14 protein-coding genes are annotated in these 17196 nt (G+C 60.9%); all 14 read left to right on the top strand.

Features of this window, described 5'->3' with window-relative positions:
* Nucleotide 1 precedes the first annotated feature (1 nt).
* Genes tssC through USDA257_RS13785 form a run of 14 tightly spaced genes read left to right on the top strand, consistent with a single transcriptional unit; the run spans nt 2 to nt 17182 of the window.
* Nucleotides 2-1510: a type VI secretion system contractile sheath large subunit gene (tssC, locus tag USDA257_RS13850; RefSeq protein ID WP_014763594.1), complete on the top strand. Its 1509-nt coding sequence runs from the start codon at nt 2-4 to the stop codon at nt 1508-1510.
* A 29-nt stretch (nt 1511-1539) separates the two neighbouring features.
* Nucleotides 1540-1989 (top strand): Hcp family type VI secretion system effector, encoded by a 450-nt coding sequence (locus tag USDA257_RS13845; RefSeq protein WP_014763593.1) that lies wholly within the window; start codon nt 1540-1542, stop codon nt 1987-1989.
* Complete coding sequence (gene tssE / locus USDA257_RS13840; RefSeq protein ID WP_041414209.1) at nt 1976-2737, top strand: type VI secretion system baseplate subunit TssE; 762 nt, start codon at nt 1976-1978, stop codon at nt 2735-2737. The genes USDA257_RS13845 and tssE overlap by 14 nt, the downstream gene beginning before the upstream one ends.
* A gap of 1 nt (nt 2738) precedes the next feature.
* Nucleotides 2739-4613: a type VI secretion system baseplate subunit TssF gene (tssF, locus tag USDA257_RS13835; RefSeq protein WP_014763591.1), complete on the top strand. Its 1875-nt coding sequence runs from the start codon at nt 2739-2741 to the stop codon at nt 4611-4613.
* Entirely contained in the window at nt 4577-5644 is a 1068-nt protein-coding gene (gene tssG / locus USDA257_RS13830; protein ID WP_014763590.1) for a type VI secretion system baseplate subunit TssG, read from the top strand. Before tssF ends, tssG begins: the two co-directional genes overlap by 37 nt.
* Nucleotides 5638-6885: a type VI secretion system-associated FHA domain protein TagH gene (gene tagH / locus USDA257_RS13825; protein ID WP_014763589.1), complete on the top strand. Its 1248-nt coding sequence runs from the start codon at nt 5638-5640 to the stop codon at nt 6883-6885. Before tssG ends, tagH begins: the two co-directional genes overlap by 7 nt.
* Nucleotides 6885-7343, top strand: coding sequence for a type VI secretion system lipoprotein TssJ (gene tssJ, locus USDA257_RS13820; RefSeq protein WP_014763588.1), 459 nt, complete (start codon nt 6885-6887; stop codon nt 7341-7343). The genes tagH and tssJ overlap by 1 nt, the downstream gene beginning before the upstream one ends.
* Before the next feature lie 16 nt (nt 7344-7359).
* Nucleotides 7360-8694 (top strand): type VI secretion system baseplate subunit TssK, encoded by a 1335-nt coding sequence (gene tssK, locus USDA257_RS13815; protein WP_014763587.1) that lies wholly within the window; start codon nt 7360-7362, stop codon nt 8692-8694.
* Nucleotides 8695-8698: 4 nt separating this feature from the next.
* Entirely contained in the window at nt 8699-10018 is a 1320-nt protein-coding gene (icmH, locus tag USDA257_RS13810; RefSeq protein WP_014763586.1) for a type IVB secretion system protein IcmH/DotU, read from the top strand.
* Nucleotide 10019: 1 nt separating this feature from the next.
* Nucleotides 10020-13550: a type VI secretion system membrane subunit TssM gene (gene tssM / locus USDA257_RS13805; RefSeq protein WP_014763585.1), complete on the top strand. Its 3531-nt coding sequence runs from the start codon at nt 10020-10022 to the stop codon at nt 13548-13550.
* Nucleotides 13532-14077: a type VI secretion system-associated protein TagF gene (gene tagF, locus USDA257_RS13800; protein WP_014763584.1), complete on the top strand. Its 546-nt coding sequence runs from the start codon at nt 13532-13534 to the stop codon at nt 14075-14077. The genes tssM and tagF overlap by 19 nt, the downstream gene beginning before the upstream one ends.
* On the top strand, nt 14077-15177 hold the full coding sequence (locus USDA257_RS13795; RefSeq protein ID WP_014763583.1) for a DUF2169 family type VI secretion system accessory protein: 1101 nt from the start codon (nt 14077-14079) through the stop codon (nt 15175-15177). Before tagF ends, USDA257_RS13795 begins: the two co-directional genes overlap by 1 nt.
* Nucleotides 15174-16211 carry a 3-oxoacyl-ACP synthase gene (locus USDA257_RS13790; protein ID WP_014763582.1) on the top strand — a complete coding sequence of 346 codons (1038 nt, stop codon included), beginning with the start codon at nt 15174-15176 and terminating at the stop codon, nt 16209-16211. Before USDA257_RS13795 ends, USDA257_RS13790 begins: the two co-directional genes overlap by 4 nt.
* Nucleotides 16208-17182, top strand: coding sequence for a PAAR-like domain-containing protein (locus USDA257_RS13785; RefSeq protein ID WP_014763581.1), 975 nt, complete (start codon nt 16208-16210; stop codon nt 17180-17182). The genes USDA257_RS13790 and USDA257_RS13785 overlap by 4 nt, the downstream gene beginning before the upstream one ends.
* The last annotated feature ends 14 nt before the right edge of the window (nt 17183-17196 follow it).

The raw sequence follows: 17196 nt of genomic DNA, 5'->3' as shown, positions 1-17196 counted from the left end.
CATGGCCGAACAGGAAAAAGCCACCGCTGCTGGTGTCGCGCAAGCGGAGGGAGTCGATCTGGGGGAATTCAGCGAGCTTCTGGAAAAGGACTTCAAGGTCAAGAAGGATGATAGCGAGAAGCTTCAAGTCCTGGTGCAAAATCTGGCGCTTGCCGCGCGATCACGCTCGGAATCCACTGTCATCTCATCGAACGCGATCAAGTCGATCAAGTCCTTGATCTCCGGCATCGACAAGCTTCTGACCGAGCAGGTCAACCATATCCTTCATGCGCCGGAAGTGCTCCAGATGGAAGGAACGTGGCGCGGGCTGTGGTACCTCGTCAACAATACCGAGACGGATCAAAAACTGAAGATCCGCGTCATGAATATTTCGAAGGAGGACCTGGCCGATACTCTCGAGGATTACGAAGGCCAGATGTGGGATCAGAGTCCCATCTTCAAGAAAGTCTATACCGACGAATACTCGATGCTCGGTGGAAACCCGTATGGATGCCTGATAGGCGCCTACGAGTTCTCAAATCACCCGAAGGATGTCGCTCTCCTTCGCAACATGTCCGGCATCTGCGCGTCGGCACATACTCCCTTCATTGCAGCCGCTTCCCCACGTCTGTTTCGCATGGAGAGCTGGCAGGAACTGCCGAACCCGCAAGACCTGCAACAGATCGTGTCGTCAACAGCCTATGCGTCATGGCAGTCACTGCGCGAGAGTGAGGACTCGCGGTATATTGGGCTAACCATGCCCCGAGTGCTGGCGAGACTGCCCTATGGCGCAGAAACGGTCCCTGTGAAGGGTTTCGCCTTCGAGGAAGAAGTCCACGGCGACCATCACCGATATGTCTGGATGAATGCGGCCTTCCCGATGGGAGTGAACATAAACCGCAGTCATAAGCTCTTCGGCTGGGGCACCCAAATTCGAGGTGTCGAGAACGGCGGCGCAGTCATCAATCTCCCGGTCCACACCTTTCCGACCGATGACGGCACGGTAGCGATGAAGTGCCCCACCGAGGTCGCGATCGATGACCGGCGCGAGGCTGAGCTCGCCAAGCTCGGGCTGATGCCGATCCTTCATCGCAAGAACACCGATATTGCCGCCTTCATCGGTGCCCATTCGCTGCAGGACGATGAGACGCGAGCGGGCCGGCTGGTCGATCCGGACGCTCAGGCCAATGAGAGGTTGAGCGCGAACCTGCCCTATCTGTTCCCGGTTTCCCGTTTCGCCCACTATTTGAAGGCGATCGCCAGGGACAAGATCGGCTCATTCAAGGAACGCGCAGACATGCAGATCTGGCTGACGGAGTGGATCAATCGCTACGTTCTGGCCAATCCTGCCTTCGCCGATGAAAAGGCCCGCGCAAAGCGGCCTCTGGCGGCCGCCGAAGTTCAGGTTGACAGCGTAGAGGGCCGGCCGGGCTGGTACAATGCCCGGTTCTACCTGCGACCACATTACCAGTTGGAAGGCATCAATGCTTCGCTCCGGCTCGTTTCGGAGCTGCCGTCTATGAAGTCGTGAAAAAACCAGAGAGCCGATGGAGGTTATTCATGAAAATTGATGGATTTCTAAAGGTCCCCGACATTCCGGGGCCAAGCATCCGCGATGGCCACGAAGAAGAGATCGAAGTGCACGGAGTAGAGTTTGAAATGCAAGCTCCCTTCGATCCCAATTCATTATCGAGGAGGGGCCGCGTCAGCTTGGGCATGGTCAATTTCATTAAAAACTACGACAAGTCTTCGCCCTACCTGAAAAAGGCTCTCTTCGACAACACGCTCCTGGACGAAGTCACGTTTTCGGCACGAAGAACGATCGAAGGCGAGACAAGCGATTATCTGGTCGTAACCTTAAAGGATGCATCGGTAACCAGCTACGTAATGAAGCCAAGTGAGGACGAGCCAGACCTCATCGAAGAGCGCGTCGGATTCGCTTACAAGAACATCAATTTCAAGTACGACGATAAGGACGAGGTCGAGATGGATGTCTATGTCGGCAAGTGAAACCTGGCAAAAACGGTTGGGAAGGGAAGCGAGACCGCCCGGGGGGCACCTGCGGGCGACTCGCGAAGCGATCCAGCCATCCTTGTGGGATCGCCTGGTCAATGACCTGCCGGGGCTAAGCTCGGAAATCAAGCAACTTCGGCAGGCTTTACAGAACGATATAGACGGCGAACGTCTCGATGCGCTGGTTGCCGGTGGCATTCGCCAAATCGACGCCGCTACAGATACCAGCGCCGAGCAAAAGAAGAGTTTGCACCGTCTGGTCTCGTTGGAGCGGCGTCGGGCAGAACTGGAAAGCCGCGGCGTCGTCGTCTCGACCGATGTGTTGCGTGAAGCAGTTCGGCGAGACATCGAGGCGCTGTTTAATGCGCAACGCTTCGAATCCTCGCCACTCTTGACGGACTTCGAGGCGGATCAGATTCGCGACAACCCTCCCTCGCTTGAGGATTTTCCGGAGGTTCGTCGCAGCGTGGTCAATTACGGCGTGCCGCCCTTCTCCGGCCGATCATCTCGCGATTTCGACCGTGATGAACTGGCGAAGGAAATCAGAAGCGTGCTCGCGGCATTTGAACCTCGGCTAAAGGAAAGCGCGACGAAAGTGACCGTCAGTCTCGGCGACAGAGCCACTGGTCTGAGGATCGACATCGACGCCCTGCTGCTCACCTCGCCGGCACCCGAGCGGCTACGGCTTCGAACTTTTCTCGATCTCGAGAACGGTTCGGCACGCACCGAGCTCAAGGACACCTGACATGGACCGAGTCTTCCTGGAATATTACGAGGAAGAACTCACACATATCCGCGCTCTCGCCGCCGAGTTTGCGGACATGCATCCTTCGATCGCCCGCAACCTTTCCCTGGACACGGTCCCCTGTCCCGATCCTTATGTCGAACGCCTGCTCGACGGCGTCGCCTATCTCGCCGCGCGCACCCGCCAAAAAGTGGATGCGGAGAGCGCGCGTTTTGCCCGAAGCGTGCTCGAGAATTTCTATCCCGATCTTGTTTGCCCGGCGCCGGCAACCGGCATGGCATTGCTGAAGCCCGGCCAGCAGGTTCAAACAATGGCTGCGGGGCACCTCGTTAGGCGGGGGACGCGGCTCGTTTCGAGCGCCCGCCCTGGAATTTCGACGCGATGCATCTATACCACGGCACAGGATGTGATGCTCTGGCCGCTTGCGATCGCCTCGGTCACCTACATCCAGGATCGAAGCGCACTTGCAGCAGCGGGAATAGCTCCGATCGGCGGACAATCCGGCGCCGCTGCATTGAGCATCGTCTTCGGTCGAACCGGCAAAGGCAGGCTCAGCGATTTGTCGCTCGATCGCCTTGATCTTTATTTCGCTGAAAAAAGCAAGGCGCCCTTGCTCTTCGATACGCTTTTTGGCGTCTGTTCCGCCACCGGCGCTCGCCCGGAAGGCCGCGATAATCCGCTGAGCGCACTGGCCGAGCCGGAGATGGTCGGAATCTCGGATGACGAGGCGCTGCTACCGCGCACGCGCGAAACTTTTGAAGGCTATAGGCTTTTGCGCGAATACTTTGTCGCGCCAGAGAGATTCCACTACGTACGTATCAAAGGACTGCAGGCAGTGGTTCGTCGCTGTGGGGCTGGGCTCGAACTGGTGTTTCTCTTGCGACGTCCCGTCCCCGAGCTCGCCAATATCGCAGCAACTGATTTCGAACTTTTCGCAACGCCGATCATCAATTTGTTCGAACGCAGCTGCAATGTCATCGAACTCGACCAGAGGCGCACACGGCAGGTGCTCCATGCCGACCGGACCCGCCCAGGCGATTTCGAAATCCATCGCGCAATCCGTGTCGAAGACGCTGACGCCGGGGGCCCGGACGCCGAGATACCGGCGCTCTTCAGCTTGGGCCAAAATCGTGGAAATGGCTGGGTATATTTTACCGAACGCCGCCCGCGGCGACCGAACGAGGACGAGCTGCGCCAGGGACAAACGCGAACGTCCTACGTTGGTGACGATGTCTTCGTCACGCTTTCGCGTCCAGCCCACTCGAAGGCGGCACGGCCCCTGAAACGGCTCGAGGTGACGGCGCTTTGCACCAATCGTGACCTGCCGATCTTGGACGACACACCGTCGCTCTCCCTCGAGAGCGGCGATCCGGTCGAGACTATTCGGCTTCTCGGAGCGGTGCGGCCGCCGGTGCCCTCAATTCCGGCCACGCTCCCGGCTGGCGCTGTGGATGCCACGCGAGCCGATGAACTTGCCTGGCGGTTTGTGGCGCAGCTCTCGCTCAATTTTCTCAGCCTGGCAGAAGAAGGCCGCGGGGTGGACCCGCTTCACGCCCTGCTTGATCTTTACGCCCAACGCGGCGATCCAAGCCTCAGCCGGCACTTACGCGCGATTGCCAGAATTGAGTCTCGGTCTGTGATCGAGCGCCTCCCCATTCCTGGGCCGATGTGCTTTGCGCGTGGCACCGAGGTTACGCTTCATATCGACCAGTCAGTGCTTGCCGGGCATAGCGCATTGCTACTCTCCGGCCTGCTTTCGAAGCTTTTTGCCCGCTATGCGTCAATCAATGCGTTCGTGCGAACGCGCGCGCGTGTGATACAGAAGCAGGAGGATGTGCCATGGCCAATGACGCCGGGCAATCGCAGCCTGATCTGAGTAAGGACGCCAGGCCACTCCCGACTGAGTTCGACTTCTTTGAGCTCCTGCGGCGCCTGGAAGAAGACGGGAAGCTTTTTGGCCAGTCGGGCCGACCAGATCGGGAGCCGGCAAGGCTTGGACAACATGTGCGGCTCGGTTTTGCAGTGCAGGACATCACCGAAGTTGAGATGGCAACCGACAAGGCGGCAGCCCGGGTTACGGTGACAAATATCGGATTGCTCGGGCCGGAAGGTCCGATGCCCCTCTATCTGACACGTTGGGTACTGGATCGCCTTTCGCAGCGCTGGTTCGCCACGGCCGACATGCGGGAGATCAGCGATACGACATTCGTCGACTTCGTGAATGTTCTTCAGCATCGAATGATTGCACTCTTTTATCGGGCATGGGCGGACGCTCATCCATCAGTGCAGGTCGGGCGTCCGGGCGGCGGGCGCATTCGCGCGTTATCGGCGGCACTGGCCGGGCTCGGCCTCAGTGGACCAGAACGCCATGAGCCCTCAGCGATCGATACCGCCAAGCTATGTCACGCGCCTGCGCTTGCTAATCAAGTAGAAGGGCCCGAAAGGCTCACTCGATTTCTTGCCGACCTCATAAAGGTCCCGGTTCGGCTTAGGGAGTTTGTCGGCACCTGGATCGCGATACCAACAGGGCTCCAATCCCGCCTTGGGAACGCCCATGTTCGACTTGCCCAAAGCGCCACAATCGGGCCTCGCTCATTCCAGCGGCAGCAAAGAATCGAGCTCACCTTGGGGCCCTTGACGCTTCAAGACTACCTGGCTTTCCTCCCCGGCAGCGAACGGCGCGAAACCTTGAAAAGGGCGATCGCCGACTTGGTTGGATTCGGACTCGACGTCGATGTCAGGCTCGTGCTCAAGCGAGACGAAATTCCTCCGGCACGACTGGGGGAAGCGAGGATTGGACACACGGCGTGGGTCGCTCCACCCAAAGATCGAGGTGACGCAGAAGACCTGTGCATGCGCACGGTCAATGGCTGGCGGCCCGAAATGCTGGAGGCTGCGACATGCTGACCCTTACTCTCGAGCAGTCACCCCGGGTGCAAGCTGTTCGCCAGATGCGACTGGTCGAGGGCGAACTTGTCATCGGTCGCAGCGCTGAGGCCGATTGGCGTATCGACGATCCCGACATGTATGTCTCGCGGGCTCATTGCACGATCGCGTGCGTTCGCGGTCAATATCTCGTGACGGACACCTCAAGCGGCGGCCTTTTCATAGACGGGTCGCGAACACCGCTCGGGCCCGGGAATTCCGCCCCGCTGCATGATGGCTCACGCCTGCAACTCGGCGGTTATGTCATCCGCGTCGACTTCCAAGCCACCCCCAGCGAGCGGCTTTCAGAACAGACGGCTTCTCCGCCCATCGGTTTCGAGCAGGACAAGTTCTTCTCTGAGCGCAGCGAGCCGCCGCCGGCTCCCCAGCGACCGGCCGGACTACCGAACCCGTTCGAACAACCGGCTGAAACCCCTGACGAAGGTGAGGCGGCAAGACAACCACCGATGTTTGACGATCCGTTCAGTCTTGATCCTCTACCGGAATCGAGCCAGCATAAGCAGTCCTTTGATTTTTCGTGGCCGAGTGCACCATCGCAGTCTCCCGCCTTTGAAACACAGGCGGCGCCACCCCGCGCCCCGGAGCAGCATGCGAAACCGGCGCCGACGATAGCGGCTCCCTCTGAAACGGAGCTTCGTGAAGCCTTCCTTCGCGGATTGGGGCTGAGCGCCGGCGAGTTTCCGACATCCGACCCGGTCGCACAGATGGAGAATTTCGGCCGGGAATACCGCATGATGCTTGAAGGAATGATGCATCTCCTGCGCAAGCGTGCCGAAGAAAAGGGCGAGGCCAGGATCGTTCAGACGGTGGTTGGAGCGTCCGATGTTAACCCCCTCAAATTCCTGCCTACAGCGGACGATGTAATTGCGACGTTCCTGGCTCAACGCAGCGTCGGCTTTCTTCCTCCGCAGGCAGCGATCAGCAGCTCCATCCGCGATCTCGCCCACCACCATGTAAGAACGTGGCGCGGCGTGCAGGCGGCGCTTGCGAGAATGATCGAGCGCTTCGACCCAGCGGCTCTGGAAGGCGAACTGAAATCCCTTTCAGCGTGGGACGCCCTGCTGGCCGGTGGCCGGCGGGCGAAACTCTGGGAGCTATATGAGAACCGCTATCGCGAAATTGCCAAGAGTGCGACGACGCGCTTCCTGGGTGAGATCGGGAGCGACTTTCGGGACGGTTATGAAGAGAGGGAGAACGACTGATGCTGCATCGACGCGACTTTCTCATGGTGATCGGCGCCACAGGCCTGATATCGGGCTGCATGAGTGGTCCGCCCAAATCCTCAACCGTGACCGTCGCGGCGGTGGGGCAAGCGGGGATGAACCTGGCTGCTGACGGCGGGGAGCGTCCGGTGACCCTGCTCATCCTCAGGCTCAAGGATGTCGGAAAGTTCAACGCTGCGGACAGTTTCGCACTTCAAGATCCTGCCGCCACACTCGGCGCGGACCTCGTGGGGTCTGATCAAATCACCATCGCTCCAGGCAAGAGCGCCTCAAAGACAGTCGCGTTTCCACCCGAAGCCACTTTCCTCGGTCTCGTCGCTCTGTTCCGGGAACCTGGCGGTCGCACCTGGCGAAGAACCGCCCAGATCAGACCGGAATCGACGGTGACGGCGAACGTGACACTAAACCGCGGCGGTATGGCGCTCGCGCTCGCCTGAATGGAGGGCGTTCAGTATGACGGACGCTAACAAGGTGCTTTGGCTGGAGGGACTGTTCCTCCGGACGCAGCATTTCCAGCAGCAGGATCGTTATAACGAAGCCTTGATGCGAGGTTCGCTGCAGGCGGGTCGGCTTCAGACCTTTGGTTTCAGGTCGCTCACGCTCGATGCCACGCAACTTGAAGCTGGACGGGTCGCCGTATCGTCAGCGCGTGGCATTTTCCCGGACGGCACCCCATTCGCGATACCAGAAACAATGGACGCCCCCACACCTTTGGCAATCACGAATGACATGGGCGCGGGGGCGGTGCAACTCGCTCTGCCACTGGAGCCCCCGGGCGAAGCCAGCTTCGATCCCGCTCACCGCGAACCGACCGGAGCGCGTTATAGAGGGCGGATCGAGTGGATACGCGACGCAGTCCATGGCGGCGCCGATCCTGAAGAGATTGAAATTGGTCGACCGCAAGCCCTGCTCTTGTCGCCGGCTCAGGCGACTGGCGGCTACACGGCAATGCCAGTGACGAGCGTTAATGGACTGCTTGCTGATGGTAGTGTCGCGGTTGCTGAATACTTTCTGCCTCCGGCGCTGACGACCGGTGCTGTGCCCTTCTACGGCAAGCTCATGCAGGAGGTAATCACTGGGCTTGACCGCATTGCCGACGCACATGGCAAGATGGTGCTCGGCGCCGCCGGCCGCAGCGTGGAAAACCTGCTGGTGCTCGATCTCGCCAATACGGCCCGACCGCGACTGGCCCATATGCTTCCACAGGAGGTCTTTCATCCGGCCGAGCTGTTTCTTGAGCTCAGCGGACTGGCTGGCCGGATGGCGACATACGGATCAGGCTCCAGGCGGCTGACCGAGCTTCCCACCTACGAGCATATGGCACCCGGGCCGGCCTTTGCTGCGCTGGCAGACACCTTGCGATCGCTTATCCTGAGCTTGCGCTATGTCGAGCCGAAGTCGCGGGCGCTACCCGTTGTGAAGCATTCGACCAACGTTTGGAAGGTGCGCATCGACAACCCCGAACTGCTGACGACGAGCCGCATCGTTGTGCGCGTCGGGTGCGACGTCTCAGAGGAAGCGCTCCGCAAGATCTTTGTCGACCAGGTGACCGTCGGTGCTGCGGACGAATTCGAGGCACTGTGGAAATCCCGACTGCCAGGCATACGCCTCAAGCCTCTTCACTCGCAGCCGCGCGAAATCCCCTATGACGGAGACCGTCTCTGTCTGGAGCTGGATCAACGCAGCGAGCATTGGGAATCGCTGCTGCGCTCGCCGGGATTCGTAATTGGCGTTTCCGGTATCTTGCCCAGCGAGCCACAAGTCGACTGCTATTCGGTAAGCAGGTAGCGCCATGGCAAGTGAGGACCCATTCGGCCTTTCGGAAGATCAAGGCCGTACGCGTATCCGCCCGCCGCCGGCCGCCAAGCGGATCGTTCCCACCGGCCCGTTAGTGAGGCGGGCGCGATGCCATCCCAACACGCTGATCAATGCTTTCGCTACGCTTTTGGAATTTGCGCCGGAACTCGAGAATGCGCTGCCGCCCGGCAATCCGGAAGCGCTGAGAACAAGGCTCATGGAGGAGCTGGTAACTGCACGAGATGCGGCCGTTGCCTCCGGGGCAAGCCTTACAAGGGCAGACGCGGCCGCCTGGGCTGTCGCTTCGCTTCTCGATGATCTGGCGCTCAACACACCATGGGGCGGCTCCAGTGCGTGGCCTCGCCAGCCGCTCGTCGTCATGCTTCGAGGCGACGTGGATGCGGGTGCACAGTTCTTCGCCCGGTTGGAAGAACTTGAGCGCCATCCCGGCCGCGATCGTGAATTGCTGGAGCTGCACTATTTCTGCCTGGCGCTCGGCTTCCGGGGCAAATACCGCGTGCCGGGGCGTGCAGGTGATCGCTCCCTCAGCGCTGTGCGAGCTGCAGCTGCCCGCTTCCTGCGGGACCCCGATGGCGAGAGTGCGCCGCTCTCGCCCAGGTGGGAGGGCGTCATGGCAGCCGACGAACCTTCCCGCTTTGCCATTCCGATCTGGGTGCTCGCAGTCGTGGCGGTGGTGCTTGCGACCGCGATTTACGTGCCGCTGTCCATGCGGCTGGGGGCCAAGGCGGAAGAACTAGCAACGCTCGTTCGGGCACTGCCGCCGCCGGAGCGGGCCGAAATCTATCGCCCGAACAAGCGCACGCCGGCGCCGGATGCGCCATCGGTCCAAGCGGTCGTTTTCGAGCTTTTGCCCGAATTTCGCGCCGCCGCGCCTCCTGCCCTTCTGTCAGCCCTGAAGGGCAATGAAACCGCCTCTTCTGTGAAACTCCTGCTTCAATCGAGCAATCCGGAGCTCTTTCAGTCTGCACGGGCCGAACTGACGAAAAGCTTCGAACCGCTCGTCGTCTCTATTGCGGCTGTTCTCAGGGATAATGCTGAATTGATCGGAAGTGTCACGATCGTCGGTCACACCGATAATGTTCCACTCCAGGCCACCAATCCGCTTTCAAACAATCAACGCCTCTCCGAGGCGCGCGCTGCTACGATTGCTGCTTTGCTGGCGGCCAACGGCGTGCCAACTGAACACGTGCGATCGGAAGGACGTGCGGCAACGCAGCCCCTGGCCAGGAACGATAGTCGAGAAGGTCGAGCCGCCAATCGCAGGATCGAGCTCTTGATCGCAAAGAGGCTCTGAGATGAAGATCTTCAGGTTTGTCTGGGCTGTCCTCACCTCGCGCTGGCTCTGGACCTTCATTGGCCTGATGCTCTTATCCCTGCTCATCTGGGTATTCGGTCCGATCATCAGTGTCGGAGAGAGCACGCCATTCGCTTCGGAGATGGTGCGGCTGTTTGTGATCGGCGTCCTCCTCCTTCTGTTTGTCATCTGGTGGATTGCGGCGCAGCGCCGGGCGATCCGCGCCAATCGCATTTTCGTATCCGAAATCGCCCCTCAACCGGAGGCGCCACCATCCCCGGCAGAAGAGGGCGTTGCGTCGGTGGGCGCGAAATTTCGCGAGGTGATGAGCGAACTGAAACGTCATAAAGTCGGAGGTCGAAAGTTCCTTCGGGATATGCCGTGGTACGTGATCATAGGCCCGCCGGGAACCGGCAAGACCACGGCACTGCGCCAGTCAGGACTGAGCTTCCCCGTTGATCTTACTGACGATCTGCATGGGGTCGGTGGAACCCGCAACTGCGACTGGTTCTTCTCGGAAGAGGCGGTACTGATCGATACCGCCGGGCGCTACGTTCAACAGGAAAGCCAACCTGAGGTCGATGCAGCGGAATGGCTGGCATTCCTCGATCTTCTGAAGAAACACCGGGGCCGTCGCGCTTTGAACGGTGTTATCGTGGCGCTCTCTATCGAGACGCTCCTGGAGGGCGACGCGGTCATTCGCGCACATGGTCGGCAGATCCGCAAACGGCTGACCGAACTTCAGGAACACCTCAAGATCCGCTTGCCGGTCTACCTGATGCTGACGAAGGCGGATCTCATCAAGGGGTTCGAGACGTTCTTTGAAGGGCTCTCGACAGCCGATCGCGAGCAGGTGTGGGGAGCGACGTTTCCCCCCGGTGCACGCATTGACGGCAGCGAGGTCTCACAGGAACTCACGGCGTTGACCGCCGTGCTGGAAAAACGCCTCATTCCCCGCCTCGAAAACGAAGAGAACCTTGTCGCCCGTGCAGAGATATTCCGTTTCCCCGCTCAGGTTGAGACCGTTTCGGAACCGGTTCGCGTCTTGGTCGAGACCATCTTTGGCGAAAGTCGCTATGCCGAAAGCGCCTGGTTGCGCGGTATCTATCTTACCTCCGCAACCCAAGAAGGCACGGCGATCGATCGACTGACGGCCGCCCTGTCGTCGTCTTTCGGCCTGCCGGCACAGCCAGCCTCCCCCATGCCGCGGGCCGAGAAGCGCAGCTTTTTCCTCAGGGACTTGCTCTCGAAGGTGATCTTCAAGGAAGCGGGCCTCGGGACTTTCGATCCCGCCGCAGAGGAACGGCGTATCTGGATATGGCGCGGCGCCGTTGTGGCCGCAGCGGGATTGGTCCTAATGGCCGGTCTGGTCTTCACCATCTCCTATCGCAAGAATTGCGCAACTCTTGCTGCACAAGCAGAACAGCTCGAGGCCTTGCAGCTTCCGCTCACTCCGGTTGCCGCACGCCAGGCGCCACTGGAACCCCTCGATCTGGATATGGCGCTCGAGGCCGTCACCGAGGTTTCGAATGCCCGTAGCGAACCGCCGGCTGGTATAGCGGCCTTGATCGGCCCTTCCGCCGCCACCGAGATCAGGCAGGCTCAGGCTGATGCCTATGACCGCGCACTACGCAACATATTGGAACCGCGTATGGTCGCGCTGCTTGAGGCAACGATGTGGCGCCAGATCCGCGACCCGGAATTCCAGCTCGGCGCGCTGAAGACGTATCGCATGATGACCGGGCTGTCGCCGATGGACTTCGAATTCGCCGAGCAATGGTGGACGGAGCGGCTGCCTGAATTCGCGCCCGTGCCGCCATTCCGCACCGAGATGGCCGCCGATCATCAACTCGCCGCGATCGCCAATATGGCTGCGGATCAAAGTCTGATCTCTGCCGATGAAGCGCTGGTAGGCGAAGCATTGCGCAGCATCTGCTCGATTCCACTGCCTGTGCGCGCCTATAACGCACTGCTCTCCGATCCGGAGGTCAGGGCGCTGAAGGAATGGATCCCCGCGGATCATGTCGGCCCGAACGGCCCGAAGGTTCTCGCTCGCCGCTCGCAGAAGACCTTTAGAGTAGGGATCAGCGGGGCCTTCACCTATGACGGCTTCCATAACGTGATCCTCGCCAGGCTGGAGGACGTGGCCGCGCAGGCTGCGCTCGATCGTTCCGTCTTTGCCGGCGGCTGCTCGGAAAGCGCCAGCCCGTCAGTCGCGTCGCTTGCTCAGGACATCCTCAAGCTCTACTACGACGACTACATTTCGCAGTGGGATAGCTTCCTGCGCGATGTCAGGCTCGCCCCGCTTGGGGACCTGCAGACTGCCAGCGAGAATCTCAAGGATCTCTCCAGTGCGGATTCCTCAATGAAGCGGCTGCTGGACGCAATCGTGCACGAGACGGAACTTACCCGTTCCGAATCCGATGGCGGCGGCAAAGCGGCCCCGGCCGGAGCATCCAAGCTGCTGTCGAAGCTCGGCAAGATCGGCAAGCTCGCGAAAAAAGGCGTTAAGCTGATGCCCACCCCCGGCTCGAAGTCCGAAGTGGATCTCTCGGGCGCATTGGTCGCAGAGCATTTCAAGCCCATCAAGGGCGCAATCGCCGAGGTCGACGGCCAACCTCCGGCACTCAATGACGCAGTCACGGCGCTGACCGCGCTCTCGAACATGCTGCAGACCGTACAGGCAAGTCCCGATGCCCAGGACGCAATCAAGCGACAAGGCGGCTTGGCCGAACTCACGGGGGCCGTGGCAAGGCAGGCCGCGACCCTGCCCGACCCGCTCGACGATTGGCTGGCAGGCATCGCCGGGGACACCAGCGGTCTTACAACGGGAGCCGTCACCTCAGAACTGAACGCCATCTGGCGCGCGGACGTGTTGCCCTTCTGTCAGGCTGCGCTCACGAATCGATACCCGTTCGTCCCTGAGAGCGCAATCGACGTCAACGTCGTTGACTTTGCCCGTATCTTCAGTCCCGGAGGACTGATCGACAGCTTCATAAACAATCACCTGGTCAGCTATATCGACGTAACCCGGCACCCCTGGAAGTGGCGCTCGGATATCCGGCTTGATTCATCCGCTCTGGCAGCCCTGGAGCAGAGCCGGCTGATCCGCGACAGTCTTTTCCCCGGCGGCGCCGGACCGATCTTGACCTTTACACTCGAGGCCAAGGACCTTTCGCCGACCGTCGGCCGCGTCACGCTGAACGTCGATGGACAAAGCCTCTCCTACTACAACAACCCAACCCGACCGCAGCCGATGACCTGGCCAGGCAAGGACGGAACCGGCGTGATTACCCTCGCCTTCCAGCCGATCGACGGCTCGCCGGAGGTAATGGTCAGCGAGACAGGAAGCTGGGCATTGCTGCGGATGCTGCGTGCCGGGCGGTTGACGAGGACCGAGCTTCCGGAACTCTACCGGCTGCGGCTTGCCGCCCAAGGCTACTACGCAGATTTTGAGCTACGGGCGGCGAGCGTAGCCAATCCCTACGACCTGAAAATGTTCGCGAGGTTTACGTGTCCGACGCGGCTTTGATCCTGCCGGGATTCTTCGGAAAGTTGCCGGCGACGGGGGATTTTGTCACGCGCGGCCTGCCCGCCTCCTTCGTTGGCGCATGGGATCGCTGGATCAGCCGACATCTCGTTCACCGATTTTCGCAAGGTTCGATGCAGGAAAAGCCCATTTTGCGGTTTTTGCTGGGGCACGAGGCCTTCGGGCCTATGACGGGCGTGGTGATCGCAAGCGCCGACCGCGCAGGCCGGCAGTTTCCGCTGACGATTGCTGCCGCGCCGCTGATTGCGACCATCGATATCGCGACTGCCGCTGCGGAGTGGTTCGACACGTTGGAGGCGGCTGGGACGTCAGCGCGCGAGGGTCAACTCGACGGCGAGTGCCTGGCCGCCCGCCTAATCTCCCTTCCCTTTCCCGCAGTCGCGGGCACCGGCGACCTGGTCCGGCGCATGGTATTCTGGGTTCGACGATCCGAACCGATTGAGGTTAACCCCGACGTGCCCGAATTGACGCTCCGCCAACTCCTTTGCGCAAGTCTGGGGTCCGGCTGATGCAAATTTGGAACCAGACCGGCTTCCCGACCGAATTCACGATGGGCATGGACAAAGCCGGGCACGAGTACGTCATCGTGGTGGTCAAGGGAACATTCGACTTTCCCGAGACGCCGGGCGGTCCTGTGCGCAAATCATCCGAGCAGGTGCCGCTGGTGATGGCCGATACTCATACCGGTAAACCGGGTTTTTCAGCCACGCTCTGGGAGACGGACTTCGCCTTCCGCAAGCCACGCTGCGACGTGATCGCCAATGGGTGCGCCTATGCACCGGGCGGACGTCCCGCCCAGCGTGTCCGGGTCGGCATCAAGCTTGGTGAATGGTCGAAGGCCTTTGACGTGGTGGGGGATCGCGAATGGCGCGCCCGCGGGCCGCTCTTTTCCGCGACGGCGCCGCTGCCGTTCCTGCGCCAGCCATTTTCTTACGATACAGCTTGGGGAGGCAGGGACCGCCTCGATCCAGATGACAATCTTCCCGCCAGCTATCATCTCAACCCCGTTGGCACGGGATGGGCGCGACCGAAGAACCAGCATCTTATTCCCGGTCTCAAGTTGCCCAATACTCAAGCCATTGGCGAGGAGATCCGCTCGCCTTTCGGCGACTACCGGCCAATGAGCTTCGGCCCGATGGGGCGAGGCTGGCCGGCCAGGATTGAATTCGGCGGCACCTACGACCAGAACTGGGCCGACAACATCTTCCCCTTCCTGCCATCGGATTTCGACGAGCGCTATTTCCAGATGGCGCCCCCCGATCAGCAGATCAGCTTTCCAAAGGGGGGCGAAGAGGTGGTACTGGTGAACCTGACCCCCGCGGGCCGCGAGAGCTTTCGTCTTCCCAGCACCAGCTTGCCAATGTCGCTGTTCAAGGGAACCGAAAAAGCCATTGAGAGGGCGACACTGCCCGACACTGTCTTGTTCGACCTGGAGCACCGCCGTCTTTCGCTGGTGTGGCGGGTCTCGCAGCGGATCCACCGAACAATCCTGGACTTCAGCGAATGCTGGGTTGGGCCGCCGACCGAATCCATGCTGCGGGCGCGGGCTTCGGGTCGACGCTACATCCGCGCCGATGTGGCAGAAGGATTAGAGGAAGAAGAGGTTTGAGCGTATCGATCGACATCGTTTCCATAGGCATGGTAACAGCCGTCGGCTTGGACGCGCCTTCCGCCTGCGCGGCCATGCGGGCGCGGCTGGACGGCTTTCAGGAGACGCGCTTTCTCGGATCTGGTGGCGATTGGCTGATCGGTGCTCCGGTGCCCCTGCCGCGCAACTGGATCGGCGAAAAGCGTATTGCCCATCTGGCGGCCGGCGCTATCTGCGAGGCTTTCCAAACCGTGCCTGAAGCGCGCGGCCAAACCGCCCTCATTCTCTGCCTTGCCGAGGAGGGTCGACCCGGCCGCCCTGCCCCCGATGGTCCGCGCCTTCTAAGTCGGGTTGGGGAGATCGCTGAATGTCCGCCGCATGGCCGCTCGAGAATTGTTGCCCATGGGCGTCCCTCCGGACATGTCGCACTCGAGCGGGCGCGGCGGATCCTGGCAGCGGGTGAGGCACCTTATGTGATGATCGCCGGAGTCGACAGCTATCTGACAGCAGCGGCCATGACTCACTACCTCGCAGACAATCGCCTGCTGACGCCGGAAAATCCGAATGGCTTTATTCCCGGCGAAGCCGCCGCCGCGGTCCTCTGCGCCCCGCCAGGCAACGGCCGCATTCGCCTCCTCGGTCTCGGGCTCGCCCGTGAGCCTGCCTACATCTACAATCATGCCGACCTCCCTTTTCGCGGCGATGGCATGACCAGCGCCTACCGCGCCGCGCTCGCCGAGGCAGGCATAGAAATGAACCGCATCGGCTACCGAATATCCGACGTCATCGGCGAAAGTTACTTTTTCAAGCAATCTGCACTTGCGTCACTGCGACTGGTCAGAGGCCATCATGGCTTTCAGGATTTCTGGAGCCCCACCGAAAGCGTCGGCAATGTCGGGGCCGCCGTGGTCCCGATGATGGCGGGGATGGCGATGACAGCCGCGTGCAAGGGATACAATGCGGGCGAGCCAGTTCTGATCGAAGCCTCGGGCGACGATGGCGGCTGCGGTGCGGCCGTGTTCGCCTCCGGCAAGATACGGGAATGGCGAAAATGACCGTGTTCGCGAACGGACTGGAGGTATCCTGCAAGGCGCAGGCGAACAAGGTGATCGCGGCATTTCCCTATGTAGCTTTCACGCCGCCGCAGACGCCGGCCACACCGCCCGGCGTGCCCGTGCCCTACCCAACGTTCGGAATGGATTCGGACACTGATAAGGGTACAAGCACGGTCAAGATCGGGGGAGAAACCGTCAATCAAAAGAACAAATCGTACTATTCGAAGTGCACCGGAGACGAGGCGGGCTGTGCGCCGAAAAAGAACATCATAACCTCGAAGATCACCGGTAAGGAATACGCGCACGCCTGGTCGAACGACGTGAAGATGGACGGTGAGCCCGTCAACCGGTTCTCGGACATCGCCTCGAACGACCACACTTCCCCGCAGGGTGGCGGACCGCCGATGATCCGCGCCGGCCGGCCGGGAAAGAAGCCGAACGCCGGCATAGAATGCATGGTGGGCAGCTACGACGACATCGCCGACAAGTGCAACAAGGCCGGGGGCGAGGCCCACCACATTGTGCCCGACAAGGCCTACCGGACGGGCACGCGCGACCAGGCCGACGATCCGAAGAAGCGAGTCGCCGGAGCGCCCACCCTCGGAGGAGGCGTATGCATCTGCCTGTCACCAAAGAATCACGACAAAATCCATGAGGTCGAGCGCGAGGGCATGGACGCGATCGGAAAGGCGGGTGCGGTCGATGCCAAAGGCAAGCCGCTGAAGGGCGAGGCTCTAAAGAAGAAGAAAAAGGAGCTGAAGAAATCCGGCGAGTGGGGCACGGGCACTTCGGAAGAAGTTCATGAGGTGGCTAAGTCCACGCTCGACGAGCTCGATCTCTCGCCGGAATGCATCCGGAAGGCAAAGCGGGCCGTAACCAAGCAATCCAAGATGCTCGATGACGACCAGACGCTGCGGACGTCAAACGCGTTGCCCAGCCGGGGCGCCAAAGGCCGCATGATGAACCGGTAGGAAGGAACGAGGCC

This window comes from Sinorhizobium fredii USDA 257 (assembly GCF_000265205.3).
Classification (GTDB): domain Bacteria; phylum Pseudomonadota; class Alphaproteobacteria; order Rhizobiales; family Rhizobiaceae; genus Sinorhizobium; species Sinorhizobium fredii_B.
The sequence above is the reverse complement of the archived record's forward strand: the minus strand, read 5'-3'. Positions and strand labels throughout refer to the sequence as shown.

Bases quoted from the DNA above. Each gene is read 5' to 3' on its own strand.
- tssK (WP_014763587.1), top strand. From the start codon at position 7,360: ATGACGGACGCTAACAAGGTGCTTTGGCTGGAGGGACTGTTCCTCCGG.
- USDA257_RS13845 (WP_014763593.1), top strand. From the start codon at position 1,540: ATGAAAATTGATGGATTTCTAAAGGTCCCCGACATTCCGGGGCCAAGC.
- tssE (WP_041414209.1), top strand. From the start codon at position 1,976: ATGTCGGCAAGTGAAACCTGGCAAAAACGGTTGGGAAGGGAAGCGAGA.
- tssM (WP_014763585.1), top strand. From the start codon at position 10,020: ATGAAGATCTTCAGGTTTGTCTGGGCTGTCCTCACCTCGCGCTGGCTC.
- USDA257_RS13785 (WP_014763581.1), top strand. From the start codon at position 16,208: ATGACCGTGTTCGCGAACGGACTGGAGGTATCCTGCAAGGCGCAGGCG.
- tssJ (WP_014763588.1), top strand. From the start codon at position 6,885: ATGCTGCATCGACGCGACTTTCTCATGGTGATCGGCGCCACAGGCCTG.
- tagH (WP_014763589.1), top strand. From the start codon at position 5,638: ATGCTGACCCTTACTCTCGAGCAGTCACCCCGGGTGCAAGCTGTTCGC.
- tssG (WP_014763590.1), top strand. From the start codon at position 4,577: ATGGCCAATGACGCCGGGCAATCGCAGCCTGATCTGAGTAAGGACGCC.
- tssC (WP_014763594.1), top strand. From the start codon at position 2: ATGGCCGAACAGGAAAAAGCCACCGCTGCTGGTGTCGCGCAAGCGGAG.
- tssF (WP_014763591.1), top strand. From the start codon at position 2,739: ATGGACCGAGTCTTCCTGGAATATTACGAGGAAGAACTCACACATATC.
- icmH (WP_014763586.1), top strand. From the start codon at position 8,699: ATGGCAAGTGAGGACCCATTCGGCCTTTCGGAAGATCAAGGCCGTACG.
- USDA257_RS13795 (WP_014763583.1), top strand. From the start codon at position 14,077: ATGCAAATTTGGAACCAGACCGGCTTCCCGACCGAATTCACGATGGGC.